Source organism: Tessaracoccus lubricantis (genome assembly GCF_039544535.1).
Classification (GTDB): Bacteria; Actinomycetota; Actinomycetes; order Propionibacteriales; family Propionibacteriaceae; genus Arachnia; species Arachnia lubricantis.
Window position 1 is genome coordinate 44,257 of record NZ_BAABLV010000008.1, and the last position, 22,513, is coordinate 66,769.

Annotated in this window: 24 protein-coding genes and 1 tRNA gene; 20 read left to right on the plus strand and 5 right to left on the minus strand. The window is 71.6% G+C overall.

Annotated elements, in window-relative coordinates; genetic code table 11:
• The first annotated feature begins 13 nt into the window (after positions 1-13).
• From ABEA30_RS02165 to ABEA30_RS02200, 8 genes are all read left to right on the plus strand, one after another.
• Complete coding sequence (locus ABEA30_RS02165; RefSeq protein ID WP_345578302.1) at positions 14-931, plus strand: sulfite exporter TauE/SafE family protein; 918 nt, start codon at positions 14-16, stop codon at positions 929-931.
• Between the two features lie 16 nt (positions 932-947).
• The gene (locus ABEA30_RS02170; RefSeq protein WP_345578304.1) at positions 948-2,099 is read left to right on the plus strand and encodes a DNA polymerase III subunit delta'; all 1,152 of its coding nucleotides are present in this window, start codon (positions 948-950) and stop codon (positions 2,097-2,099) included.
• An 84-nt stretch (positions 2,100-2,183) separates the two neighbouring features.
• The gene (locus ABEA30_RS02175) at positions 2,184-3,413 is read left to right on the plus strand and encodes a DoxX family protein (protein ID WP_345578307.1); all 1,230 of its coding nucleotides are present in this window, start codon (positions 2,184-2,186) and stop codon (positions 3,411-3,413) included.
• A gap of 47 nt (positions 3,414-3,460) precedes the next feature.
• Complete coding sequence (locus ABEA30_RS02180; RefSeq protein ID WP_345578310.1) at positions 3,461-4,312, plus strand: PSP1 domain-containing protein; 852 nt, start codon at positions 3,461-3,463, stop codon at positions 4,310-4,312.
• A complete protein-coding gene (locus ABEA30_RS02185; protein WP_345578312.1) occupies positions 4,305-5,960 on the plus strand; it encodes an alpha/beta fold hydrolase in 1,656 nt (551 codons plus the stop codon). The genes ABEA30_RS02180 and ABEA30_RS02185 overlap by 8 nt, the downstream gene beginning before the upstream one ends.
• A gap of 45 nt (positions 5,961-6,005) precedes the next feature.
• A tRNA-Thr gene (locus tag ABEA30_RS02190) sits at positions 6,006-6,078 on the plus strand.
• 269 nt (positions 6,079-6,347) lie between these two features.
• Positions 6,348-7,697: a flavin monoamine oxidase family protein gene (locus ABEA30_RS02195; protein WP_345578315.1), complete on the plus strand. Its 1,350-nt coding sequence runs from the start codon at positions 6,348-6,350 to the stop codon at positions 7,695-7,697.
• Between the two features lie 36 nt (positions 7,698-7,733).
• Complete coding sequence (locus ABEA30_RS02200; RefSeq protein WP_345578317.1) at positions 7,734-8,810, plus strand: winged helix DNA-binding domain-containing protein; 1,077 nt, start codon at positions 7,734-7,736, stop codon at positions 8,808-8,810.
• Positions 8,811-8,871: 61 nt separating this feature from the next.
• On the opposite strand, the gene ABEA30_RS02205 is transcribed toward ABEA30_RS02200, so the two are convergent.
• The 4 genes from ABEA30_RS02205 to ABEA30_RS02220 form a co-directional block, all read right to left on the minus strand.
• Positions 8,872-9,210: a P-II family nitrogen regulator gene (locus ABEA30_RS02205; RefSeq protein ID WP_345578320.1), complete on the minus strand. Its 339-nt coding sequence runs from the start codon at positions 9,208-9,210 to the stop codon at positions 8,872-8,874.
• Complete coding sequence (locus ABEA30_RS02210; RefSeq protein ID WP_345578322.1) at positions 9,207-10,538, minus strand: ammonium transporter; 1,332 nt, start codon at positions 10,536-10,538, stop codon at positions 9,207-9,209. Before ABEA30_RS02210 ends, ABEA30_RS02205 begins: the two co-directional genes overlap by 4 nt.
• 116 nt (positions 10,539-10,654) lie before the next feature.
• Positions 10,655-11,143: a SixA phosphatase family protein gene (locus tag ABEA30_RS02215; RefSeq protein WP_345578325.1), complete on the minus strand. Its 489-nt coding sequence runs from the start codon at positions 11,141-11,143 to the stop codon at positions 10,655-10,657.
• A 28-nt stretch (positions 11,144-11,171) separates the two neighbouring features.
• The gene (locus ABEA30_RS02220; RefSeq protein WP_345578328.1) at positions 11,172-12,191 is read right to left on the minus strand and encodes a TRM11 family methyltransferase; all 1,020 of its coding nucleotides are present in this window, start codon (positions 12,189-12,191) and stop codon (positions 11,172-11,174) included.
• A 43-nt stretch (positions 12,192-12,234) separates the two neighbouring features.
• On the opposite strand from ABEA30_RS02220, the gene ABEA30_RS02225 reads away from it, so the two are divergent.
• Both ABEA30_RS02225 and ABEA30_RS02230 read left to right on the plus strand, forming a co-directional pair.
• The gene (locus ABEA30_RS02225) at positions 12,235-12,597 is read left to right on the plus strand and encodes a CrcB family protein (RefSeq protein WP_345578331.1); all 363 of its coding nucleotides are present in this window, start codon (positions 12,235-12,237) and stop codon (positions 12,595-12,597) included.
• The gene (locus ABEA30_RS02230) at positions 12,594-12,929 is read left to right on the plus strand and encodes a fluoride efflux transporter FluC (RefSeq protein ID WP_345578334.1); all 336 of its coding nucleotides are present in this window, start codon (positions 12,594-12,596) and stop codon (positions 12,927-12,929) included. The genes ABEA30_RS02225 and ABEA30_RS02230 overlap by 4 nt, the downstream gene beginning before the upstream one ends.
• A gap of 7 nt (positions 12,930-12,936) precedes the next feature.
• On the opposite strand, the gene ABEA30_RS02235 is transcribed toward ABEA30_RS02230, so the two are convergent.
• Positions 12,937-13,476, minus strand: coding sequence for an inorganic diphosphatase (locus ABEA30_RS02235; RefSeq protein ID WP_345578820.1), 540 nt, complete (start codon positions 13,474-13,476; stop codon positions 12,937-12,939).
• A 103-nt stretch (positions 13,477-13,579) separates the two neighbouring features.
• Here ABEA30_RS02235 and dacB point away from each other — a divergent pair, with 103 nt between their 5' ends.
• The 10 genes from dacB to ABEA30_RS02285 all read left to right on the plus strand — a co-directional run bounded on the left by dacB (position 13,580) and on the right by ABEA30_RS02285 (position 22,448).
• Positions 13,580-15,043 carry a D-alanyl-D-alanine carboxypeptidase/D-alanyl-D-alanine endopeptidase gene (dacB, locus tag ABEA30_RS02240; protein WP_345578337.1) on the plus strand — a complete coding sequence of 488 codons (1,464 nt, stop codon included), beginning with the start codon at positions 13,580-13,582 and terminating at the stop codon, positions 15,041-15,043.
• A complete protein-coding gene (locus ABEA30_RS02245) occupies positions 15,031-16,020 on the plus strand; it encodes a zinc-dependent metalloprotease (protein WP_345578340.1) in 990 nt (329 codons plus the stop codon). The genes dacB and ABEA30_RS02245 overlap by 13 nt, the downstream gene beginning before the upstream one ends.
• On the plus strand, positions 16,007-16,942 hold the full coding sequence (tilS, locus tag ABEA30_RS02250) for a tRNA lysidine(34) synthetase TilS (RefSeq protein WP_345578343.1): 936 nt from the start codon (positions 16,007-16,009) through the stop codon (positions 16,940-16,942). The genes ABEA30_RS02245 and tilS overlap by 14 nt, the downstream gene beginning before the upstream one ends.
• A 10-nt stretch (positions 16,943-16,952) precedes the next feature.
• On the plus strand, positions 16,953-17,504 hold the full coding sequence (gene hpt, locus ABEA30_RS02255; protein WP_345578346.1) for a hypoxanthine phosphoribosyltransferase: 552 nt from the start codon (positions 16,953-16,955) through the stop codon (positions 17,502-17,504).
• 108 nt (positions 17,505-17,612) lie between these two features.
• Positions 17,613-19,616 (plus strand): ATP-dependent zinc metalloprotease FtsH, encoded by a 2,004-nt coding sequence (ftsH, locus tag ABEA30_RS02260; RefSeq protein ID WP_345578823.1) that lies wholly within the window; start codon positions 17,613-17,615, stop codon positions 19,614-19,616.
• 1 nt (position 19,617) lies between these two features.
• Positions 19,618-20,184, plus strand: coding sequence for a GTP cyclohydrolase I FolE (folE, locus tag ABEA30_RS02265; protein ID WP_345578348.1), 567 nt, complete (start codon positions 19,618-19,620; stop codon positions 20,182-20,184).
• A gap of 16 nt (positions 20,185-20,200) precedes the next feature.
• The gene (folP, locus tag ABEA30_RS02270) at positions 20,201-21,001 is read left to right on the plus strand and encodes a dihydropteroate synthase (RefSeq protein ID WP_345578826.1); all 801 of its coding nucleotides are present in this window, start codon (positions 20,201-20,203) and stop codon (positions 20,999-21,001) included.
• Between the two features lie 10 nt (positions 21,002-21,011).
• Positions 21,012-21,392 (plus strand): dihydroneopterin aldolase, encoded by a 381-nt coding sequence (gene folB, locus ABEA30_RS02275; protein WP_345578351.1) that lies wholly within the window; start codon positions 21,012-21,014, stop codon positions 21,390-21,392.
• On the plus strand, positions 21,385-21,948 hold the full coding sequence (gene folK, locus ABEA30_RS02280; protein ID WP_345578354.1) for a 2-amino-4-hydroxy-6-hydroxymethyldihydropteridine diphosphokinase: 564 nt from the start codon (positions 21,385-21,387) through the stop codon (positions 21,946-21,948). The genes folB and folK overlap by 8 nt, the downstream gene beginning before the upstream one ends.
• Positions 21,945-22,448, plus strand: a complete 504-nt coding sequence (locus ABEA30_RS02285) for a DUF3180 domain-containing protein (RefSeq protein WP_345578357.1) — start codon at positions 21,945-21,947, stop codon at positions 22,446-22,448. The genes folK and ABEA30_RS02285 overlap by 4 nt, the downstream gene beginning before the upstream one ends.
• Positions 22,449-22,513 lie beyond the last annotated feature (65 nt).

Sequence of the window (22,513 nt, forward strand, 5' to 3'; positions counted from 1 at the left end):
GAAGGTTCCCGCAATGATCAACTTCGCCCTGCTCGCCCTCGTCGGCCTGGCCGCCCAACTCGTCGACGGTTCCCTCGGCATGGCCTACGGCGTCACGTCGACCACCCTGCTGCTGGCCATCGGCACCAACCCGGCCATGGCCTCGGCCACCGTCCACCTCGCCGAGATCGGCACCACGCTGGCCTCCGGCATCTCGCACCACCGTTTCGGCAACGTCGACTGGAGGGTCGTCCTGCGCATCGGCGTGCCCGGCGCGCTGGGCGCCTTCGCCGGTGCCACGTTCCTGTCGAAGCTCTCGACGGAGTCCGCCGCGCCGCTGATGGCCATCATCCTGCTGGTGCTCGGGGCGTACGTGCTGGTGCGCTTCACGTTCTTCGGCATCTCGACCCGCAAGCTGGGCCAGCGCCTGCCCACGAAGTTCCTGGCGCCGCTGGGTGCCTTCGCGGGCTTCGTCGACGCGACGGGCGGCGGTGGATGGGGCCCCGTCGGCACTCCCGCGCTGCTCGCCTCGGGCCACATGGAGCCGCGCAAGGTCATCGGCACCATCGACGCCTCCGAGTTCCTGATCGCCATCGCGGCCTCCGTCGGCTTCTTCGTCGGGCTCGGCGGTGGGGCCATCGTGCCGTGGATGGCCGGCGCGCTGCTGCTGGGCGGCCTGATCGCCGCCCCCATCGCGGCCTGGCTCGTGCGGCACCTGCCGCCGCGGGTCCTGGGTGCCGCGGCCGGCGCCACCATCGTGCTGGTCAACACCCGCTCGATCCTCGGCGCGTTCGACCTGCCGCAGCCGCTCCACGTGCCCACCTACGTCGGGGTGCTCGTGCTCGGCGCCGCCGCCGTCGGCTGGTCGCTGCGTGCCCACCTGTTGGCTCGTGGGGTCGAGCGGCGCCGGGTGGCCGATGACGTCGCCGAAGGTGATGCTGTCGCCGCCTGATGGCAGGATGAACCACATGGGTGACGTGTGGTCTGAGCTGATCGGTCAGGAGCGGGCGGTGGGCACGCTGCGCCGCGCCGTCGAGGGGCACCGCCACGCCATGACGCACGCCTGGCTGTTCGTCGGGCCGCCGGGCTCCGGCCGCTCCAACGCCGCCAAGGCCTTCGCCGCCGCGCTGCAGTGCCCCCGGGGCGGCTGCGGCCAGTGTGAGGAGTGCCGCACCACGCTGTCGGGCGCGCACCCGGACGTGACGCTCCTGCGCACCGAACAGCTGTCGATCGGTGTCGACGAGGTGCGCGCCCTGGTGGGCCGCGCCAACGTCGCGCCGGTCAAGCAACGCCACCAGGTCGTCGTGGTGGAGGACGCCGACCGCGTCACGGAGCGCGGCGCCGACGCGCTGCTCAAGGGGCTGGAGGAACCCGCTCCGAAGACCGTGTGGCTGCTGTGCGCGCCCAACGCAGACGACGTCATCGTCACCATCCGCTCCCGCTGCCGCGTCATCAAGCTGGCCACGCCCAGCGACGAAGCGGTCACCCGTCTGCTGGTGGAGCGCGACGGCGTCGCCCCGGCGTTGGCCGCGCACGCCGCCCGTGCCGCCCAGGGCCACGTCGGCCGCGCGCGGATGCTCGCACGCTCGGAGCACGCCCGCATCCGACGCCACGAGATCCTCACGCTGCCGGGCAGGCTGACCTCGGTGTCGGCGTGCCTCACCGCGGCGGAGAACCTGGTGGCCGCGGCCAAGGAGGAGGCCGAGCAGACCACCTCGGAACTGGATGCGAAGGAGATGGCTGCGTTGCAGGAGGCGCTCGGCATCGGGGGCCGGGGCACCGCCAAGCCCCGCAACGCGCAGGCCGCCATCCGTGACCTCGAGGAACAGCAGAAGATGCGCGCCAAGCGGCTGCAACGCGACTCGCTGGACCGCGTCCTCACCGAGCTGACCGGCTACTACCGTGACGTGCTGGCCGCCCAGACGGCCCCCGACGTGCCGTTGGTCAACGCCGACCTGGCCGACGAGATCGCACCCGTCGCCCAGCGGTCGACCCCGGAGCAGACGGTGCGCGCGCTCGACGCCATCCTGGCGGCCCGTACCGCGCTCGAGGGCAACGTGGCGCCGCTGCTGGCGCTCGAATCGATGCTGATCAGCCTGTCGCTGGCCCGCCGCAGTTGAGGCGTGCCGGGCGTGTCACCCCGGGCTGCGGCGCCGGCGGGTGCCAAGATGAAAGGCAAGACTGCCCAGGGATAGGAACAGCCGATGTCCAACAATGAGTGGGTCCAGGAAGGCACGCCGCGCGATGGCGCGGAGTGGACGGACGAGACCGATGACTACGGTGTGCCCGTCGAACCGGCCGAGTGGGACGACTACTCGTCGGAACAGGCCATGCCGGTGCCTGCCCCTCCCGCGCAGCCGGTGACGGACCACGCGACCATCCCCACCGCACCAGACCCCGATGACGTCGTGGCCGGCGAGGACGAGCCCGTCGCCGCCGAGGACCAGCCCGCCGCCACCATGGAGCTCGGCGAGGCCCCCGAGGAGGTCGACGGCCCGGCAGAGCTGCACGAGGAGCTGGCCGAACCCGTGCCGGCCGAGACGGGCACGGGCGCCACGCTGGTCGACGACAACGAGGTGCCCGAACTCGCCGAGCCCGCCGAGGAGCCCGTCGAGGAGCCCGCTGATGAGCCCCTCGACGACGAACCCACCACCGTGCGGGATCCCGAGCACTCGGCCTTCGGCCGACCCGCCACGGACCCCGACGCCACCACGTCGTTGGCCGCCGTCGGCGCCGGTGTGGCCGGCGCAGCCGGAGCCGGCGCGGGCGGCGTCGCCGCGCCCGCCATGGCCGGCCTCTACCGTGCCGACGCCGACGAGACGCAGGTCCTCGACACGACGGCGGAGCGCCGCAGCCTCGAGGACGAGGCGGCCGAGGAGGAGGCCCGCGCCGCGGCGCTGCGCGCCGAGAAGGAGGAGCGCGACCGCCGCCTCGGCATGGTGGCCACCTCCCAGGAGAATGCGGAGCGAGAACTGCGCCCCCGCAGCAGGGGAGTTGGCCCGTTCGGCAGCTTCGGCCTGTTCGTGCTGCGCCTCGTGACGGCCGGCATCCTCGGCATCGTGGCCTACCAGGTGCTCTACAGCATCGACGTGACGGCGGAGTTCCTCAGCGGCCAGCCGCTGATCCCCGAGCCGCGTCTGGTCTCGTGGATCATCGGCTTCACGCTGGCCGCCATGGCGGTCATGCTGGTGATCGGGCTGGGCGTGCGCGTCGTCGGCTTCGTGCTGGCTGCGCTGGCCATCGCGGCGCTGGTGCTCATCCGCTGGGGCAGCTTCAGCCCGTTCGTGGACGGGATGGAGGGCTTCCTCGGCGACAAGGACCTCCTGCTGGCCGCCGTCGGCATCCTGTTCCTCTCGATGGGTGGCGGCCGCTTCGGCATCGACGGTGCCATCCACCGCAGCCGTGAGGACGCCCGCGAGGCCCGCCGCAACTGACCGGATGCGCCCGCGGGGGCCGTTGAGCCGTTGGTTACGCTGGGCGCATGACACGGGTGATGGCGGTGGCGTTCGAGCGCTACGGCCAACTGCACTACCTGGACCCAGGTGACGGCGACTACAAGGTGGGCGACTGGGTCCGGTATCCCACCGTCGACGGGGTCGAGGTCGCCGAGTGCGTGTGGGCACCGGAGGACGTCGAGTTCATCGACGGCGAACTCCCCGTGTGCGGCGGCCCGGCGTCGGAGGCGGACCTGGCCCGCGACGCCCGCAACCGGAACCGCCGCGCCGACGCGGAGCGCACGGCCCGCGACCTGATCGCCAAGCGGCAACTGCCGATGAAGGTGGTGGGCGTCGACTTCATCGACCAGTCCGACACCTACGACCGGCTCGTCGCCATCTACTACACGGCGCCCCACCGGGTGGACTTCCGACAGCTGCTCGGTGACCTCGCCCGGGCGCTCGACGCCCGCATCGACCTGAGGCAGGTCGGGTCCCGTGACGCGGCGCGCCTTCTGGGCGGCATCGGGCAGTGCGGCCGCGACCTGTGCTGCTCCACCTTCCTGCAGGACTTCGAGCCGGTCTCCATGCGGCTGGCGAAGGTGCAGGGGCTGCCGGCCAACCCGCTGCAGATCTCCGGCGCCTGCGGCAGGCTCCTCTGCTGCCTGAAGTACGAGCACCCCCTGTACGTCGACTTCCTGCGGAGGGCACCGGCCGTGGGCGCCGCCGTGACCACGGCCGACGGCGGGGAGGGCGTCGTCGTGGGCCACAACGTACCCGCCAACACCGTCAGCGTGCGCCAACCGTCGGGCGAGGTCGTGCGCTGCCCTCTGGAGTCGGTATGTTCGACGGCGCGTGCGCGGAAGGACCGCGCCGCGGGGAGGGCAGCCAATGAGTAGGTCGGTCAAGGTCACCCAGATGATCCTGGCGATGATCGCGCTGGCCCTCGTCGGTGCCCTGTTCCTCGGCGGGATGGTGGGCGGCCGCAGCCGCGACACCCCGGCCTCGCCCACGCGTCCCGGCCCGGTGACGCCGTCACCGGTGCCTTCCGGGCAGCGGATGCCGGGCGTCCCGGCCACGCCCGTGGCAGAGCAGCCCACGGTGTCGCCGGTGGAGGACCCCAACCCCGACCGGCAGCTCGACTACCGGGCGCAGGGCGAGCCCAGCGTCGACTTCCTCGACGGCCTGGGCAGCTACCAGGAGTACGCCACCCAGACCGTCGAATGGGAGGAATGTGCCCAGGGTGGGCGGGTGCAGTGCACCACGGTGCTGGCGCCGCTCGACTGGGAGGACCCGGCAGGCGACGCCATCGAGCTCGCCGTCACCCGCGTGCCGGGCGGCGATTCGTCGCGCGGGCCGCTGTTCGTCAACCCGGGCGGCCCCGGTTTCGGTGGCCAGGAGATGGCCGTCGGCCTGGCCGGCCGCTGGGAGAACTACGACACCTACGGGTGGGACCCACGGGGCACCGGCGAGTCGACGCACGTCGTGTGCGGCACGTTCGAGGAGACCGAGCAGATGATCCTGCTCGACGGCAGCCCCGACGACACCGCCGAGGACCGGGCGTTGCGGCAGGGGTCGCGGGACTTCGCGCAGCAGTGCCGCGACGGCTCCGGGAAGCTGCTGGACCACCTCACCACCATCGACGTGGTCCGCGACCTCGACCTGCTGCGGCACCTCGCCGGTGCTGAGAAGCTCAACTACGTGGGCGTCTCCTACGGCACCTACGTCGGCGCCATGTACGCCCAGCTGTTCCCCGACACCGCCGGCCGGCTGGTGCTGGACGCCGCCGTCGAGATCACCGACCGGGAGCCGACGCCGCAGGTGGCGGGGTTCGAGCTGGCCCTGGACAACTTCATCGAGTGGTGCGCGGGCTCCGACCTGTGTGACCTGGGCGACGACGCGGCGGCCATCCGCGCCGACATCGACAGCATGCTGACCCGCCTCGACCAGCGCCCGCTCGAGGTCAACGGCCGACGCCTCACCCAGACGCTGGGGGCGCTCGGCATCGCGGTGCTCCTCTACGAGGACGACGAGGCGTACCGATCGCTGGCGCAGTACATCGGCGAGGCCATCGCCGGCGACGGCGAGGCGCTGCTCACGCTGGCAGACCTCTACAACGGCCGCACCGCCAACTCCTACGGCACGCCGCTCTACGCCTTCCCCGCGATGGGCTGCGTCGACGGGCAGGACGAGGGTGCCGACGCCGTGCTGCCGGCGTGGCGGGAGACCTTCTCCGTCGCGCCCCTGATGGCGCCCAACATGGGCACCTCCTATGCGTGCGAGTTCTGGACGGCCGATTCCGCGCCCCAACTGGACATCACCGCGCCCGGCGCACCACCCATCCTCGTGGTGGGCACGACGGGGGATTCGGCCACGCCGTACGAGCAGGCCGTGTCGATGGCCGAGCAGTTGGAGTCCGGCTCGCTGCTCACGCTGGAGGGCGCCGGCCACGGCGCCGTCACCGGCGACAACCAGTGCATCGCCGAGGCGGTCGACGGATTCCTCTACGACGGCGTGGTCCCCGCCGAGGGAACGCGCTGCACGTAGCCGGTTGGCGCAATCCGCCGGTGGTTCTGTATAGTTCCGTCTGCTGCCGCCCTAGCTCAGTCGGTAGAGCGACGCTCTCGTAAAGCGTAGGTCACGGGTTCGATTCCCGTGGGCGGCTCCGACACAGGCCCCGGTCTTCCCGACCGGGGCCTGTGTGTTGCGGTGAGGGGGGCGCGTCCCCCCAAGGACCGCGTCCCCCTCACCGCCCGGGGCTGGCGGTCAACCCCGGACGCCCAAGACTCAAGCAGGCCGAGGTGACCCGGAGGTGAACGGGTGGTGAACGAATCCGGATGGCCGACCCGGGAGGTGACGACACCGGGTCGCCTTGTAGGCTTGGGTCTGCGTTTCGGGATCTGGAGCCGGAGCGCCCGGTAGAGGAGGAATCTCGTGTTCGACTGCGCCATCATCGGGGCTGGCCTGGCAGGGCTGGTGGCCGCACAGCATCTTGTGGAACGAGGGCTGAGCGTCACCGTGCTCGAGGCACGCAACCGCGTCGGCGGCCGCGTCGAGAACAAGACCCTCAACGACGGCAGCTACCTCGAGCTGGGCGGCCAGTGGATCGGCCCGGGCTTCGACTCGCTGCGCGAGCTCATCGACGACCTGGGTCTCGACGTCGTCGGCATGCCCGCGCCCGGCAACCTCATCGTCCGCCTCCGCGGCCAGGCGCTCGCCGTGCCGTCGTCGGAGGACGAGCCCGCCCTCACGCCGTTCGAGGTCTCGGACCTCGGCCAGGGCCTGCTGCGCCTGCGCCGCCTCGCCGAGAGGTTCCGCTCCGACAACGCGTGGCGCAAGGCCAACGACGCCTGGCTCAACCAGGACCTGCGTCGCTGGATCACCACCAACCTGCGCACGCAGGGCGCCCAGCGCCGCTTCTCGGAGGTCTACGCCGCGGCCTTCGGGCCCATGCCGAAGGAGTGCACGCTGCTGGAGGGCCTCCACCAGGTCAACTCCGGGCCGGACCTCGAGACCATGCTCGCCAGCAACGGTGGCCTGCACCAGCGCCGCGTCCAGGGCGGCATGGCGACGGTGGCTGAGGGCCTCGCCGCGAAGCTCGGCAGCGTCGTGCGCCTCGGCGCCGAGGTGGTCAAGGTCGAGCACTCCGCCACGTCGGCACGGCTGCACCTCGCCGATGGCGAGGTCGTCGAGGCCAAGCAGTTGATCTCCACGCTGCCGCCGCGCCTGGCGATGGCGCTCGACCACGAGCCGCCGCTGCCCGCGTGGCGCGCCGAGGCGGCCGACAAGGTGGCCCCCGGCAACGTCATCAAGGCCTTCCTGGTCTACGAGACCCCCTTCTGGCGCGAGCAGGGCCTCAGCGGCCAGTCCTCGGCAGACGAGGGCCCCGTCCGCGTCACCTTCGACACCACCGCGGAGGGCGCCGCCAAGGGCCACCTGATGGGCTATTTCGAGGGCGCCGACGCGGATTCGCTGTCGCGCCGTTCCGTGACGCTGCGCGAGCGCGCCTTCATCGATTCGGCCGTGCGGAGCTTCGGCCAGCAGGCCGCAGAGCCGTTGGCCTACTTCGAGCGCGACTGGGCGGCCGAGCGGTACACCGGCGGCTGCCACGGCGCGCACTTCTCGCCGGGCGTGTGGACCACCAACGGTCCGGTGCTCGCGGAGCCCGACGGCGTCCTGCACTGGGCCGGCGCCGAGTACTCCACGCGCTTCAACGGGTACATGGAGGGCGCGGTGCGCAGCGGCCGCGAGGTCGCCGCGGTGGTGGCCCGCAACCTCGCCTGAGCCCGCACTGTCCGCCCCGGCCGCCATACTGGGGCCATGTCGTCCGCGCTCGGTAGCACCCGCCTCGTCGCCCAAGGGCTGATCACCCGCCCCCATCCCACGCCTGCGGCGGCCGTCACGGCCTTCGCGGCGATGCAGGGCCAGGACCTGCCGGGCGTGCTGGCGTCGGCCGCGCTGCGCACGCCGTCGAACTCCATCGACGACGTGCTCACCGACCTGGACGAGGGCCGGGTCGTGCGCGGCTACCCCATGCGGGGCACCGTGTTCCTGATGCCGGCCGCCGACACGGCGTGGATCACCGAGCTGTGCGCGGGGCCCTCCGTCCGGGCCGCGAACCACCGCAAGCAGCAACTGGGGCTCGACCAGGAGCAGCTGGGCTTGGCGAGGGACCTTGCCGCCGAACTGCTCACCGAGCCCCACTCGCGCGCCGAACTCTTCACGCGCTGGGATGAGCACGGGCTGCGCACGAAGGGCGGGCGCGGCTACCACCTCCTGTTCCACCTCATCGCGGAGGGCACCGTCGTCTACGGCCCGTGGAACGGCGGCGAGCAGGACGTCGTGCTCGCCAGCGCATGGCTGCCGCCGGGCAATGGCCTCGAGGGCCGGTTCAACGGCGACCTCGACGCCGCCACCGCGGAGCTGCTGCGCCGCTACCTCACCACTCGGGGCCCGGCCACCGTCCGCGACTTCGCGTGGTGGACCAAGCTGACCCTGGCGCAGGTGCGGCGCGGCCTGGCGCTGATCCGCGACGAATTCGACACCGACGGTGCCGAGGAGCCCAGCTACTGGCGGCCGGGCCTGCTGGAGGAGGCGAAGGGGCTGGGCGCCGCCACGGCTGCCCCGCTCCTGCTGCCCGGCTTCGACGAGTTCGTGCTCGGCTACCAGGACCGCCTCTTCGCGATGACGGTGGACCACCACCAGCGCCTCGTGCCCGGCAACAACGGCGTGTTCAAGCGTTCGGTGGTCCTCGGCGGCAGGGTCGTCGGGGTGTGGACGCGCAGCGGCCGCCCGGGCAGGCGGCAGTTCGAGGTCGACCCCTTCGTCGAGCTGTCCCAGAGGGTGGCGGCGCGGCTGGAGAAGCAGTACGCCGCCTTCCCGTTCGTGGCGCAATAGCGCCGGCATGACGAAGGCTCCTGCCCCGGCGCGGTGCCGGGACAGGAGCCCCACGGTTCGGCTAGACGGCGGTCGAGCCGCGCTCCCCGGTCCGGATCCGGACCACCTCGTCGACGGGGGTGGACCAGACCTTCCCGTCGCCGACGGAGCCGGTGCGGGCGGATTCGGTGATGACGCCGATCACGCCGTCGACCTCCTCGTCCTCGACGAGGACCTCGATCTTGACCTTCGTGATGAAGTCGATGGTGTACTCCGCCCCGCGGTAGACCTCCTTGTGCCCCCGCTGCCTCGCGTAGCCGGAGCACTCCGTGACGGTCATCCCGGCGATGCCGTGGAGGGCCAGCGCGATCTGCACGGCGGTCAACATGGTGGGCTGGACGATGGCGGTGACGAGCCTCATGAGCGGGCATCCTCTCGGGCGGGAACGATCAGCGTCTGGCGGACGCCGTAGGTGGAGTAGCCGACGTGACTGAGGTCGTAGCCGGTCTCGGCGTGCACTGCGGTGTCGATGCCGTGGGTCTCCACGGACTGCGGGATGCGCAGGCCCATGGCCCGGTCGAGCACCTTGGCGATCACGTAGGTGACCACGAACGAGTAGACCAGCACCACCGCGGCACCCAGGAACTGGCGCCACAGCTGGTCGACCCCGCCGCCGTAGAACAGGCCCGCGGTCTCGGCGGGGGAGGCCGGGTCGGCCAGCAGGCCGATGGCAAGGGTGCCGACCAGGCCGCCGACGAGGTGGACGCCCACCACGTCGAGTGAGTCGTCGTAGCCCAGGCGGTTCTTCAGGCTGATGGCGTAGGCGCAGGCCACGCCGGCGAGCACGCCGATGACGATCGCGCCCAGCGGGCTGACGGAGTCGGCGGCCGGCGTGATGCCCACCAGGCCGGCGACGATGCCGGACGCCGCACCCAGCGACGTAGCGTGCCCGTCGCGCAGGCGCTCCACGACCAGCCAGCCCAGCATCGCGGCCGCCGTGGCGGTCAACGTGTTGATCCAGGCGACGCCGGCCAGCGTGCCGGCCCCGAGTGCGGAGCCCGCGTTGAAGCCGAACCAGCCGAACCACAGCAGGCCGGCGCCCAACATCACCAAGGTCAGGTTGTGCGGCCGCATCGGCACGCTGCCGAACCCGAGGCGGGGGCCGAGCACCAGCGCGAGGGCCAGGGCCGCGGCGCCGGCGTTGATGTGGATGGCGGTGCCACCGGCGAAGTCCATGGCCTGGATCGAGTTGGCGATGAAGCCGCCCGTGGTGCTCACACTGTCGTCGAAGCTGAACACCCAGTGCGCCGCCGGGAAGTACACCAGCAGCGCCCACACGGCCGCGAAGACCACCCAGGCCGAGAACTTCATCCGGTCTGCCACGGCGCCGGAGATCAGCGCCACCGCGATGATGGCGAACGCGGCCTGGAAGCCGGCGAACACCGCCGTCGGGATGGTGCCGACGATGGCGTCGGGCGACATGAGGCCGTTCAGGAAGGCGTACTCGAACGGGTTGCCGAGCAGCCCGCCGCCGACGTCCTCGCCGAACGCCATCGAGAAGCCGACGGCCACCCACAGGACGCCGACGACGCCCATCGTCGTGATCGACATCATGAGCATGTTGAGGACGGACTTGGCTCGCACCATGCCGCCGTAGAAGAACGCCAGGGCAGGCGTCATGAGAAGCACAAGGGCCGCGCTGATGAGCACCCAGGCCGTGTCACCGGTATCTATGTCGAGGAGTTCCATGCCAGGAATCCTGTCGGCCCGACGTTTCGGCAACGTTGCCGCTCAGGTAACAGGCGCGTTAGCGATCCGGGCTCGGGGTAACGGCCGGTGGTCGCCGCTGTTGCGGCCCGGTAACGTCAGCGGCGCTCAATGCCGTCGAGCCGCACCGCGCTGAAGTCGCCGTCGGCGAGGTCGGCCCAACTCCCGTCGAACGAGAAGGCCGAATACGTGGACGCGGGGAAGTGGCACTGTGCCTGGTCGGCCTCCGCCCGGTTGCTGGCGTAGGCCAGCTCCGCCACCAGGCTGGGGATGGTGGGGGCGTGGCCCACCACGAGCAGCGCCTGCACCGAGTCGTCGGTCTCGGAGATGCGCTGCAGGACGGTCTCGGTGCCGTGGTGGTAGAGCGCGTCCTGGAACTCCGCGGGCACGTCGAGCCCGAGCGCGGCGAACGTCTGGCGGGTGCGCTGCGCGGTCGAGACCAGCGCGTGGTCGATGCCCAACGCGCGCAGTTCGACGCCGGCCTCCTGGGCCTGTTGCACGCCGCGCGGGGTCAGGTTGCGGGCCTTGTCGCCGTGGAGGTGGTGGGGCTCGGTGTGGGCGTGGCGCATGAGGACGAGTCGTCGCATGCGGCCAGCCTACGTTTCGCGCCTGCCGTCAGGGCATGACCGCGACGATGAGGTCGCGCTTGATGGCGGAGTCGACCCGGTGCGCGAACCGTTCCCACGGGCCGCCCTCCTGCACCGTGAGGCCGTTGGCGGCCAGCAGCGCGGCGAGGTCCTCGCGGGCGAGGCCGAAGGTGTTCCAGGACAGCCCGAGGGCGCCGCCGTGCATGAGCTGTCCGGCCCACACGGGGATGGCCTCCTTGAGCAGCCCGGCGGGGGAGCGGTCGCGCTTGCCGGAGACGCCGCGCACGTCGGTGGCCGCGCCGTGCGCGACGCCGTAGGGGGCGTCGGCCACGATCGCGTCGAACCGCTTCTTGCCGAAGAGCGCCGCCGAGTCGCGGGTGTCGCCGGTGAAGGCCGTGATGACCCGCTTGCCCTCCGCCGTGGTGATCTCCGCGTCGAACCGCTTGCCCACGGTCTTGCCCTCGCGGCGGACCGGCTTGACGTCGGCGGTGTGCTTGATGCGCCCCCTGCGCAGGTACGTCTTGTAGAACGAGGCCATCAACTCGAAGGCCTTCGCGTCGCCCTCGACACCGTAGGCGTCGTGCCCGAGCATCAGCGCCGTCGACAGCGTGGTGCCGCGCCCTGCGAGCGGGTCGAGCACCTGCCGGGGCCCGGTGGGCTCCCGCGTGACCGCGGCCAGCGTGACGCCCAGCAGGAGGTGGGTGAACTGTTCGTTGGTCTTGCCCTGGTACTTCGGCATGGTGACCAGGTCGTCGTCGAGCAGGAAGGGCTGCGGGAGCGCGACGGGCCGCAGCATGGCGCTGCCCTCCGGCTGGGACTCGTCGGCGAACAGCGCGAAGGCCGCCGACTGGCGGGCGACGGCGTGCAACTGGCCCTCGTTCAGTTCGGGCGCGTCGAACGACAGGTACCCGACGCCGGCCAGCGTCTCCTCGGCGATCACCGTGGCGAACGGCGCCGTGATCTCCAACTCCGCGGCGGTGAGGGGGCCGGACTCGCCGGCGTAGACGCGGTTGGCCGACGGGGTGCGCAGCATCAGGTATCGGGGCATGGGGTCAAGTTTCCCACAGGGGGCGCCAGTAAGATGTGGCCGCGTGAGCGAGAAGTGGTGGGCCAGGGCGGCGGTGGTCTTCGTCGGGGGTGCCGTGGGAACTGGTCTCCGGGTGGGGCTGCTGCACCTCGTCGGGCACGAGGTCATCGCGCTCGCGGCCATCAACCTGGCCGGCTGCCTGCTGCTGGGGCTGGTGTCGGGGCTCTACGGGCCTCGCGTGACGCCCCTGCGGCTGTTCCTCGCCGTCGGCGGGTTGGCGTCGTTCACGTCCTGGTCGACCCTTGCGTTGCAGTCGCTGTCGTTGGCCGGCGTGCTGGTCGCGGTGATGGAGACCACGTTCGGCGTCCTGGCGGCGGGGCTGGGGCACCTGGCGGGCTGGAAGGTGCGCGGCGGGGACGCCGCATGATCTGGCTCGTCTGCCTGGCCGGCGGCATCGGGGCGGTGGCCCGCGCCGGCGTCGACCTGGTGATCGCCCGCCGCTGGGCGCCCTGGAAGGCGACCCTGACGGTCAACGTGGTGGGCTCGTTCATCCTCGGTGCCGCATCGGTGCACCTCACCGGGGGGTGGCTGTCGGTGGTGGGGGCCGGGTTCTGCGGCGCCTTCACCACCTTCTCGTCGGCCTGCTGGCAGGCAGCCCGCGAACTGGGCCGCAGGAGGGCCCGGTTCGCCGTCGGCTACTCGCTGGTCACCATCGTCGGCTGCCTGGTGGCGGCGTGGATGGGCACGCTCACCGGCTGACCCCGGGTCAGGCCAGGTTGACGTGGTGGTGCTCGTACGGCGTGCCCTTCGCACGCTCGAACGATGCCTGCACCTCGGCCTCGGCCTCGGCGCGCCCGGTCCACGTGGCGCCCTCGACCGACTTGCCCGGCTCGAGGTCCTTGTAGACCGAGAAGAAGTGCTCGATCTCGAGCAGCATGTGCTCCGGCACCGACGCGAGGTCGGTGATGTGGGCGCGGCGGGTGTCCGCCGTGGCCACGCACAGCACCTTGTCGTCGCCGCCCATCTCGTCGGTCATCCGGAACATCGCCACGGCGTAGCACTCGATGAGGCAGCCGGGGAACGTCGGGTCTGCGCCGATGACCATCGCGTCGAGCGGGTCGCCGTCGAGGCCGAGGGTGCCCTCGACGAAGCCGTAGTCGTACGGGTACTGCGTGGAGGTGAACAGCACGCGGTCCAGGCGGAGCCGGCCGGTGTTGTGGTCCATCTCGTACTTGTTCTTGGTGCCCTTCGGGATCTCCACCGTGACGTCGAACAGGATGCGTCGACCCGGATCGATCGGCCGCAGGCCAACAGGCGCGTCTTCGCTCACTTGGGCACTCCTATGATTGGTGTCTAAAGCCCCGCGCAACGTTGCGGGTCCCCTGCAGAATACCCCTTTGGAGGCCGGTGTGCGGAGCCGTGGACGCGCGGTGGAGTGGGTCATCACCTGGTTGGTGGTCGGCGTGCTCCTCGCCGGCGGCTTCCTGCTGTCTGTGTTTCACCGCGAGGCCCTGGCCGTCACGGGCCTGACTCGGAGCGGGGCGCCCACCACCGTCGCGCCCGAACTCTTCGCCCCGCCACCCACCCCGACGGCGGCCGAGACGGGTGCCGACAACCCGCCCCCTGCCGGCACCGGGCTCGTCGGCCCGGCGGAGTTGCCGGCCCCGGGCGTCCTCCCGGAGCGCGCCGCGCTGGAGGCCGAACTCGGCGCGCTCGACCGGTCGAAGCTGCTCCCTGCCGACGGCGGCGAACCCGTGGCGATCGGCTACGAGGTCATCGACGTCGCCACCGGCGAGGTGGTCGCAGCCTCCAACGAGAAGGCCCCGCTCATCCCCGCGTCGAACACCAAGACGCTCACCGCGCTGGCGGTGATGAACGCGTTCGACGGCTCCGAGACCTTCGCCACCCGCGTGGTCCAGCCCGAGCCCGGCCACCTGGTGCTGGTGGGCGGCGGCGACCCCCTGCTCCGCAGCATCCCGTCGCCGGAGACGGCCTACCCCCAGCCCGCCACCACCGACGAACTGGCGGAGCTCACCGTCGAGGCGCTCCGCGAGGCCGGCGTCACGTCCGTCAGCCTCGGGTACGACGAGTCGCACTTCACCGGCCCCGGGTGGAACGAGACGTGGCCGGCCAACTACCGGGACCAGGTCACCACCATCTCCGCGCTCTGGACCGACGAGGGGCGCGGCCCGCGCGGAGGCGCCCGCAGCCAGACCCCGGCCCTGGCCGCGGCCACCACCTTCGCCACGCAGTTGACCGCCCGGGGGATCACGGTCACCGGCGCGCCGGTCGCCGCACCGGGCTCCGGCGGGGCGGAGGAGGTCGCGCGGGTCGAGTCGCTGCCGGTGCACGTGCTGGTCGAGCAGTTCATGCAACGCTCGAACAACTCGTTCACCGAGGTGATGGGCTTCCAGCTCGCCGCCAGGACGGGGCATCCCACGACGTTCGCCGGCTCGGTGGCCGCGATCCGGGAACAGCTGACGGCGCTCGGCATCTGGGACGAGGGGACGGTGCTGCACGACGCCTCCGGCCTGTCGCGCAGCAACCGCTTCACCCCCAACATGCTGGCCGCGGCGCTCGCCGAGCTCGCCTCGGAGCCCCGGCTCTCCGTCATCCTCGACGGCCTCCCCACCGCAGGCGTGACGGGCACCCTCGCGGACCGCTTCGGTGACGCCATCGCCCGCCCGGCGCGCGGGATCGCCCGCGCCAAGACGGGCTCGCTCTCGCTGGTGGCCACGCTCGGCGGCACCACGCTGACGGCCGACGACCGACTCCTGGCCTTCGCGTTCTTCGTCAACGGGGTGCCCGACGGCGGGGCAGCCCGGGTGTGGGTGGACCAGGCCACCGGCACCGTGACGGCGTGTGGGTGCTGATGGAGCACGCACCCAGCGTCGACTGGCGCCTGGCCCACCGCGTGGCCGCGGTGGGCCCCGACCACCTGCCGGACCTCACCCGCCATGAACTCACGAGGCTGGTGGCCGACCTGCGCGTGACCGCCCGCCGGGCCGGTGAGATCGCGGCCGGGCACCTCGGCGTCGAGGCCGTCGGCGCCACCCGCATCCGCGTCGTCGACTGGTCCGGCTGGGGCCGCGCCGTGCAGCACATGGCCGACGGCGTGGTCGACCAGCTCGGCCTGGAGCCGGCGGGCACGGGGCTGGGGGCCAGGCTCGCGGGGGCCCGCAACGGCCTGCTGGTGGGCGCCGGGATGCGGGCCGTCAGCCGCCGACTGCTGGGCCAGTACGACGCCTTCACCGGCGCCGACACCCTCTACTTGGTGGCGCCCACGATCGTGGCCCACGAGCGCGCGCACCGGTTCACGCCGCCGCACTTCCGCATGTGGGTGGCGCTGCACGAGCAGACGCACGCGCTGCAGTTCCGCCTCGCGCCCTGGCTCCACGACTACCTCACCGAACGGTTGCGGCTGGTGGTCCACGACGAGGTGCCGCTGGGCGAGGGGCTGCTGGGCTGGGCCCGCACCCGCGACGTCGCCGCGCTGCTCACCTCGCGGGAGGCCGGCCGAGCGATGGCGGAACTCACCGCAGCCATGACGTTCCTGGAGGGCCACGCCGACTACACCTCCGACTACGCCGGACGCAGGCACGCGCCCACCATCCCGGGCATGCGCCGCGCCTTCGCCCGGTCCGAGAGCACCGGCCTCCTTGCCCGGTTGTCGCGCACGCTCGACAAGAACGCGCAGTACCGCGACGGGCTCGAATTCTGCCGCCGCGTGCAGCGGCTGAAGAACCGTGACGCGCTCCGCCGTGCCTTCGCCGAGCCCGCGAACCTGCCCACCGCCGAGGAGATCTCCGATCCCTCCCGCTGGCTGGAGAGGGTCCGTGGCCAGGCGTGAGCTCGGCCCGGCGGCGCTGGGCGTCGCGCAGGCGGTGCTGGCACTGCTGCCCGACGCCGCCGTCGTGGGCTGCTCCGGCGGCGCAGACTCCCTCGCGCTGGCGCTCGGCGCCCAGTGGGCGGCCCGACGGCGGGGCAGCGCGGTCACCGCAGTCGTGGTGGACCACGGCCTCCAGGACGGCTCGGCGCGGGTGGCCGCGCGGACGGCGGGGCTGCTGGCCGGGCGCGGCATGACGGCGGAGGTGGTGCGGGTCGAGGTGGCCGCCTCCGACGGCGGGCTCGAGGCCGCGGCCCGCACGGCCCGGCTGGCGGCGCTGGCCTCCTACGGCCGTCCCGTGCTGCTGGGCCACACGCTCGACGACCAGGCCGAGACGGTGCTGCTGGGCCTGCTGCGCGGTTCGGGCACCCGCTCGCTGGCCGGCATGGCCGGGACGGTCTCGCTGGGCCCCGACGGCGCCAGCCTCATCCGGCCGTTGCTGGGGCTGCGCAGGGCGGCCACCGAGGCGGCCTGCCGCGACTGGGGCGTGGAGCCGTGGGAGGACCCGATGAACGCCGACCCACGCTTCGCCAGGGTCGCCGTCCGCCAGCAACTCGCGGGGCTCAGCGCCGCCCTCGGACGTGACCTGGCGCCCGCGCTGGCCCGCACGGCGCAACTGGCCAGGGCGGACGCCGACCTCCTCGACCAGCTCGCGGGCCAGGCGCTGCCCGTGGCCGCCGAGCTCGCCGTCGACGACCTGCGTGGCCTGCCCGACGCCCTGCGCTGGCGGGTGGTGCACCGCTGGCTCGGCCGCCTCTCGCCGGCTGCGGAGTTCCGGCACGTGCTCGCCGTCGACGCCCTGGTCACGGCGTGGCACGGCCAGGGCCCCGTCGCCGTCCCGGGCGGCCAGGTAGTCCGGACCGGTTCCCACCTCACCGTGCGATAGGCTCGCCTCCGTGGATGCTGCAGACGTTTCCGGCGACCTCGAGAAGGTCCTGTTCACCAACGACGAGATCCAGGCCCGCGTGGCTGAGATCGCCGCGCGGATCGACGCCGACTACGAGGGGCGCGAACTGCTGCTCGTCGGCGTCCTCAACGGCGCGGTGATGGTCATGAGCGACCTGCAGCGCGCCATGCGCAGCCACGTGGAGATGGACTGGATGGCAGTGTCGAGCTACGGCGCGGGCACGCAGTCGTCCGGCGTGGTGCGCATCCTCAAGGACCTCAACGTCGACCTCGAGGGCCGGCACGTCATCGTCGTCGAGGACATCATCGACACCGGCCTCACGCTCAGCTACCTCATGAGCAACCTCGCCTCGCGCCAGCCGGCCAGCCTCGAGATCATGACGATGTTCCGCAAGCCGGACGCCGCCCAGATGGAGGTCCCGGTCAAGTACGTGGGCTTCGAGATCCCCAACGAATTCGTCGTCGGCTACGGCCTCGACTACGCCGGCCGGTACCGCAACCTGCGCGACGTCGGCACGCTCGCGCGCCACGTCTACGCCTGAGCGCCGGCTGGCGGTGCGCGGAGCACCGCAGGGGAGTTGCGCCCGCTGGTAATGTGACGGTGCGCCCGTGTCAACCCACGGCGCACCGTTGACGCCGCCAGAGAGCTGATTTGTAAGTTGCAGAGATTTTTCAAGAGTCCGTTCGCCTGGATTCTCATCAGCATCGTGTTCCTCATGCTCGGGATGCAGATGATCAGTTCGGTCACCGGCTACCAGACGGTCCCCACGTCGGAGACCCTGAAGCTGCTTGCCAGCGACACCAAGCTGAAGGAAGTCATCCTCGTCGACGGCGAGCAGCAGATCCAGGTGACCGACCACACGGGCAAGAAGACCCAGTCGCAGTGGGTGGGCAACCAGGTCGACGACGTGGTGCCGCTGCTGGAGAAGCGTGAGGACGCCGGCACCATCGAGGAGTGGACCGGTCGCAACCCGCAGCCCGGGCTGTTGCAGATGTTCCTGTACACGGGCCTGCCGTTCCTCATCATCATCCTCGTGTTCTTCTGGCTGATGCGCTCCATGTCCGGCGGCGGAGCCGGCGGCCCGCTCTCGTTCGGCAAGTCGAAGGCCAAGCTGGTGTCGAAGGACACCCCGAAGACCACCTTCGGTGACGTCGCGGGTGCCGACGAGGCCGTCGAGGAACTCGAGGAGATCAAGGAGTTCCTGGCGGAGCCCGCGAAGTTCCAGAAGCTGGGCGCCAAGATCCCCAAGGGCGTGCTGCTGTACGGCCCTCCCGGCACCGGCAAGACGCTGCTGGCGCGCGCCGTGGCGGGCGAGGCGAACGTACCGTTCTTCTCCATCTCCGGTTCCGACTTCGTCGAGATGTTCGTCGGCGTGGGTGCCTCCCGCGTGCGCGACCTGTTCACGCAGGCCAAGGAGAACGCCCCGGCCATCATCTTCATCGACGAGATCGACGCCGTCGGCCGCCACCGCGGCGCCGGCATGGGCGGTGGGCACGACGAGCGCGAGCAGACGCTCAACCAGCTCCTGGTCGAGATGGACGGCTTCGACGTGCGCGGCGGCGTCATCCTGATCGCCGCCACCAACCGGCCGGACGTGCTGGACCCCGCGCTGCTGCGCCCCGGCCGCTTCGACCGCCAGATCGGCGTCGACGCGCCGGACGCAGACGGCCGCGCCAAGATCCTGCAGGTGCACGCCAAGGGCAAGCCGCTCGCCAGCGACGTCGACCTGGTCGCCATCGCCCGGCGCACGCCCGGCTTCTCGGGCGCGGACCTGGCCAACGTCCTCAACGAGGCCGCCCTGCTGGCCGCCCGCATGAACCAGGACATGATCCGCCAGCCGATGCTGGACGAGGCCATCGACCGCGTGATCGCCGGGCCGCAGAAGCGCACCCGCCTGATGGACGACCGCGAGCGCCTCATCACCGCCTACCACGAGGGCGGCCACGCCCTCGTCGCCGCGGCCATGCCGGGCAACGACCCCGTGCAGAAGGTCACGATCCTGCCGCGCGGCCGCGCGCTGGGGTACACCATGGTGATGCCGGATGAGGACAAGTACTCCCGCACCCGCGGCGAACTGCTGGACCAGATGGCCTACATGATGGGTGGCCGCGCGGCCGAGGAACTGGTCTTCCACGACCCGACGACGGGCGCCGCCAACGACATCGAGAAGGCCACGAAGGTGGCCCGCGCGATGGTCATGCAGTACGGCATGAGCGAGCGCGTCGGTTCCGTCAAGCTCGGCGGCGGCGACTCGGAGCCGTTCATGGGCATGCGCGGCACCGACTCGACGCAGGAGTTCTCGCAGCACATGGCCGCCATCGTGGACGAGGAGGTCGCCAACCTCATCCACACCGCCCACCAGGAGGCCTTCGACGTGCTCGTGGAGAACCGCGAGGTGCTCGACGAACTGGTGCGCCAACTGTTCGCGAAGGAGACGCTGAACCGGCACGAGGTCGACGAGGTGTTCAAGCCGCTGCGTCGCCGCGGGAAGCGCCCCGCCTGGACGGGTTCGGACCTGAGGGTGCCGTCGAGTGAGCCGCCGGTCGAGGTGCCGCCCGCCCCCGAGCCGCTGCCCGGACAACCCACCCAGCTGCCCCTGCCCGAGACCGGTCCCTCCCCGTGGGGCCCGCCGACCGCCCCGCCGAGCCACTGACATGGGCGTCGACCAGCAGCGCGCCGCTGCCGCCATCCGTGAACTGCTCATCGCGCTCGGGGAGGACCCGGAACGCGAGGGCCTCCAGGAGACGCCCGATCGCGTCGCCCGGGCCTGGACCGAGCTGAGCGCGGGCTACCGGGCAGACGTCGAGGAGATCCTCGGCACCACGTTCGACATCTCCCACGAGGAGATGATCCTGGTCAAGGACATCGAACTGGTCAGCCTGTGCGAGCACCACCTGCTGCCGTTCACCGGCGTGGCGCACGTGGGCTACATCCCGTCACTCGACGGCAGGGTCACCGGCCTGTCGAAGATCGCCCGGCTCGTCGAGATGTACGGCCGCAGGCTCCAGGTGCAGGAGCGCCTCACCTCGCAGATCGCCGAGGCCCTCGTCGAGCACCTCCACGTGCGGGGGGTCATCGTCGTGATCGAGGCGGAACACACCTGCATGACCATGCGGGGGGTGCGCAAGCCCGGTTCGCGCACGGTGACGTCCGCGGTGCGGGGCCAGTTGCGCGACCCTGCCACCAGGGCGGAGGCCATGAGCCTGATCCTGGGGCGGTGACCCGGTGACGCTGGTGATGGGCATCCTCAACGTGACGCCCGACTCCTTCTCCGACGGGGGCTCGTACGTGGACGCGGAGGTCGCCATCGGACATGCCCGCCGCATGCTGTCCGCCGGCGCCTCGATGATCGACGTCGGTGGCGAATCCACCCGCCCCGGTTCCGCGCGGGTCGGCCTCGAGGAGGAACTGCGGCGCGTGGTCCCGATCGTCAGCGCGCTGTCGGCCGACGGCATCACGGTGTCGGTCGACACCATGCGCGCCACCGTCGCCGCCGCCGCCATCGACGCGGGCGCGCGGATCATCAACGACGTCTCCGGTGGGCTCGCAGACCCCGACATGCTCGGCGTGGTGGCGCAGTCGTCGGCAGATTTCGTCCTCATGCACTGGCGCGACCACTCGGCGCGCTTCCAGTCCACCGCGCAGTACGACGACGTGGTCGCCGACGTGCTGCGTGAACTCCTTGCCCAGCGGGACAAGGCCCTGGGGGCCGGCATCCCCGGGGAACGGATCATCCTCGACCCCGGGCTGGGCTTCTCGAAGACGTGGGACCACAACTGGACGCTGCTGCGCCACCTCGACCGCTTCCAGGGCATCGGCCACCGCGTGCTCGTCGGGGCCTCCCGCAAAGCCTTCCTCGGCGAACTGCTCGGCGGCCGCGAGCCGCTGGGCCGCGACGGCGCCACCGCCGCGGTGTCGTTCTGGTCGGCGCTGCACGGCGTGTGGGCGGTGCGCACCCACGACGTCAGCGGCCAGGCCGACGCGATCGCCGTGGCCCGTCGTCTGGACCGCGAGGCACCCTTCGCGAGGGGCGTCTAGTAAGGTGCCCTTGGAAGCTAAGGGGGTTCCCACCATCGACCGCATCACGCTCTCCGGCCTCACGGCCACGGGCTTTCACGGCGTCTTCCCGCAGGAGCGCCGCGAAGGGCAGCCCTTCGTCGTGGACGTCACCCTGGAACTCGACCTGGACACCGTCAGCGACGAGTTGGCCAACACCGTCAACTACGCAGACGTCGCAGCAGACGTCGAGGCGGTCATCACCGGGGAACCGCGCGACCTCATCGAGACCGTCGCCGGTGAGATTGCGGACCGGTGCCTCGGCCATGGCAGAGTGGACCGCGTGACGGTGACGGTGCACAAGCCCCGAGCCCCCCTCACGCAGACCTTTTCGGATGTATCGGTCACGATCAGCAGGAGCAGACATGTCTAACGGCCCCTTCGAAATCGACGTCGACACCCTGGGCAACCTGCGCCCCATCTCCAAGGTGGTGCTCAGCCTGGGTTCGAACCTCGGTGACTCGGCCGCCATCCTCCAGGAAGCCGTCGACTTCCTCGCGGAGACGCCTGACCTGATGATCGTCGACGTGTCCCCCGTCTACGAGAGCTCGCTGGTGGGGGAGGGCCCGGAGCAGGGCGACTTCCTCAACATGGTCGTCGTGGCGGAGTCGACGCTGGAGCCGTTGACGATCCTCGACCGGTGCCTCGCCATCGAGGAGAACTTCGGCCGCAGCCGCGAGGTCCGCAACGGCCCGCGCACGCTCGACATCGACATCATCATGGTGGGCAAGCGCATCTCCGAGGGCGACATCGAACTGCCGCACCCCCGCGCCCACGAGCGCGCGTTCGTGCTGGTGCCGTGGCACGACGTCGACCCCAACGGTGAGATCGCCGGGCATGGGCCCATCGCCGAGCTGCTCGATGACATCGACGCCAGCGTGCTCACCCCCCGCCGCGACATCTCGATCCAAGCCAACACTGGGTTTTGAGCACGCAGGAGCCCCGGCCCAAGCTCGGGCTGACCACGCCCCGGCAGGCCGTCGTGTCGGTCCTGGCGGGAGCGGTCGTCTTCGCGTTGGTCATCCTGGGCTTCGAGGCCGTGGGTGCCTTCCCCCCGGTCGTGCCGTGGTCGGTGCCGATCACGCTCATCGTGCTGGCGGTGGCCGTCGCCATCTACAGCCGGGCCCTGCCCAAGCGGATCGAGGAGAAGCGACTGGCCCCACAGGAGGGGTTGGCCGCGTTGGCCGTCGGCAAGTCGATGATCATGACCGGCGCCCTGTTCGCGGGCGGCCACATCGTCTACGTCATGCGGTACCTGTCGCAGCTCGAGGCGGCGCTGCCCTCGGCACGCGTGGTGCAGGGCACCGCCACCATCGTCGCCGCGCTGTTGCTGGCCGGCGCCGGCGCGCTGCTGGAGCGGGCCTGCGTCGTGCACGATGACGACGATGACGACGAGCACCCCGACGGTGCCTCACCGTCGCCGGCCTGACGTACCACCGCTGCACGCGACGCGCTGAGAAATCGCGCAACATGCCCGTTTCAATACACGGGCGC

Coding starts and splice junctions, on each gene's coding strand:
- ABEA30_RS02165 (WP_345578302.1), top strand. CDS start 14: ATGATCAACTTCGCCCTGCTCGCCCTCGTCGGCCTGGCCGCCCAACTC.
- ABEA30_RS02170 (WP_345578304.1), top strand. CDS start 948: ATGGGTGACGTGTGGTCTGAGCTGATCGGTCAGGAGCGGGCGGTGGGC.
- ABEA30_RS02175 (WP_345578307.1), top strand. CDS start 2,184: ATGTCCAACAATGAGTGGGTCCAGGAAGGCACGCCGCGCGATGGCGCG.
- ABEA30_RS02180 (WP_345578310.1), top strand. CDS start 3,461: ATGACACGGGTGATGGCGGTGGCGTTCGAGCGCTACGGCCAACTGCAC.
- ABEA30_RS02185 (WP_345578312.1), top strand. CDS start 4,305: ATGAGTAGGTCGGTCAAGGTCACCCAGATGATCCTGGCGATGATCGCG.
- ABEA30_RS02200 (WP_345578317.1), top strand. CDS start 7,734: ATGTCGTCCGCGCTCGGTAGCACCCGCCTCGTCGCCCAAGGGCTGATC.
- ABEA30_RS02205 (WP_345578320.1), bottom strand. CDS start 9,210: ATGAGGCTCGTCACCGCCATCGTCCAGCCCACCATGTTGACCGCCGTG.
- ABEA30_RS02210 (WP_345578322.1), bottom strand. CDS start 10,538: ATGGAACTCCTCGACATAGATACCGGTGACACGGCCTGGGTGCTCATC.
- ABEA30_RS02215 (WP_345578325.1), bottom strand. CDS start 11,143: ATGCGACGACTCGTCCTCATGCGCCACGCCCACACCGAGCCCCACCAC.
- ABEA30_RS02220 (WP_345578328.1), bottom strand. CDS start 12,191: ATGCCCCGATACCTGATGCTGCGCACCCCGTCGGCCAACCGCGTCTAC.
- ABEA30_RS02230 (WP_345578334.1), top strand. CDS start 12,594: ATGATCTGGCTCGTCTGCCTGGCCGGCGGCATCGGGGCGGTGGCCCGC.
- folE (WP_345578348.1), top strand. CDS start 19,618: ATGGGCGTCGACCAGCAGCGCGCCGCTGCCGCCATCCGTGAACTGCTC.
- folP (WP_345578826.1), top strand. CDS start 20,201: ATGGGCATCCTCAACGTGACGCCCGACTCCTTCTCCGACGGGGGCTCG.
- folK (WP_345578354.1), top strand. CDS start 21,385: ATGTCTAACGGCCCCTTCGAAATCGACGTCGACACCCTGGGCAACCTG.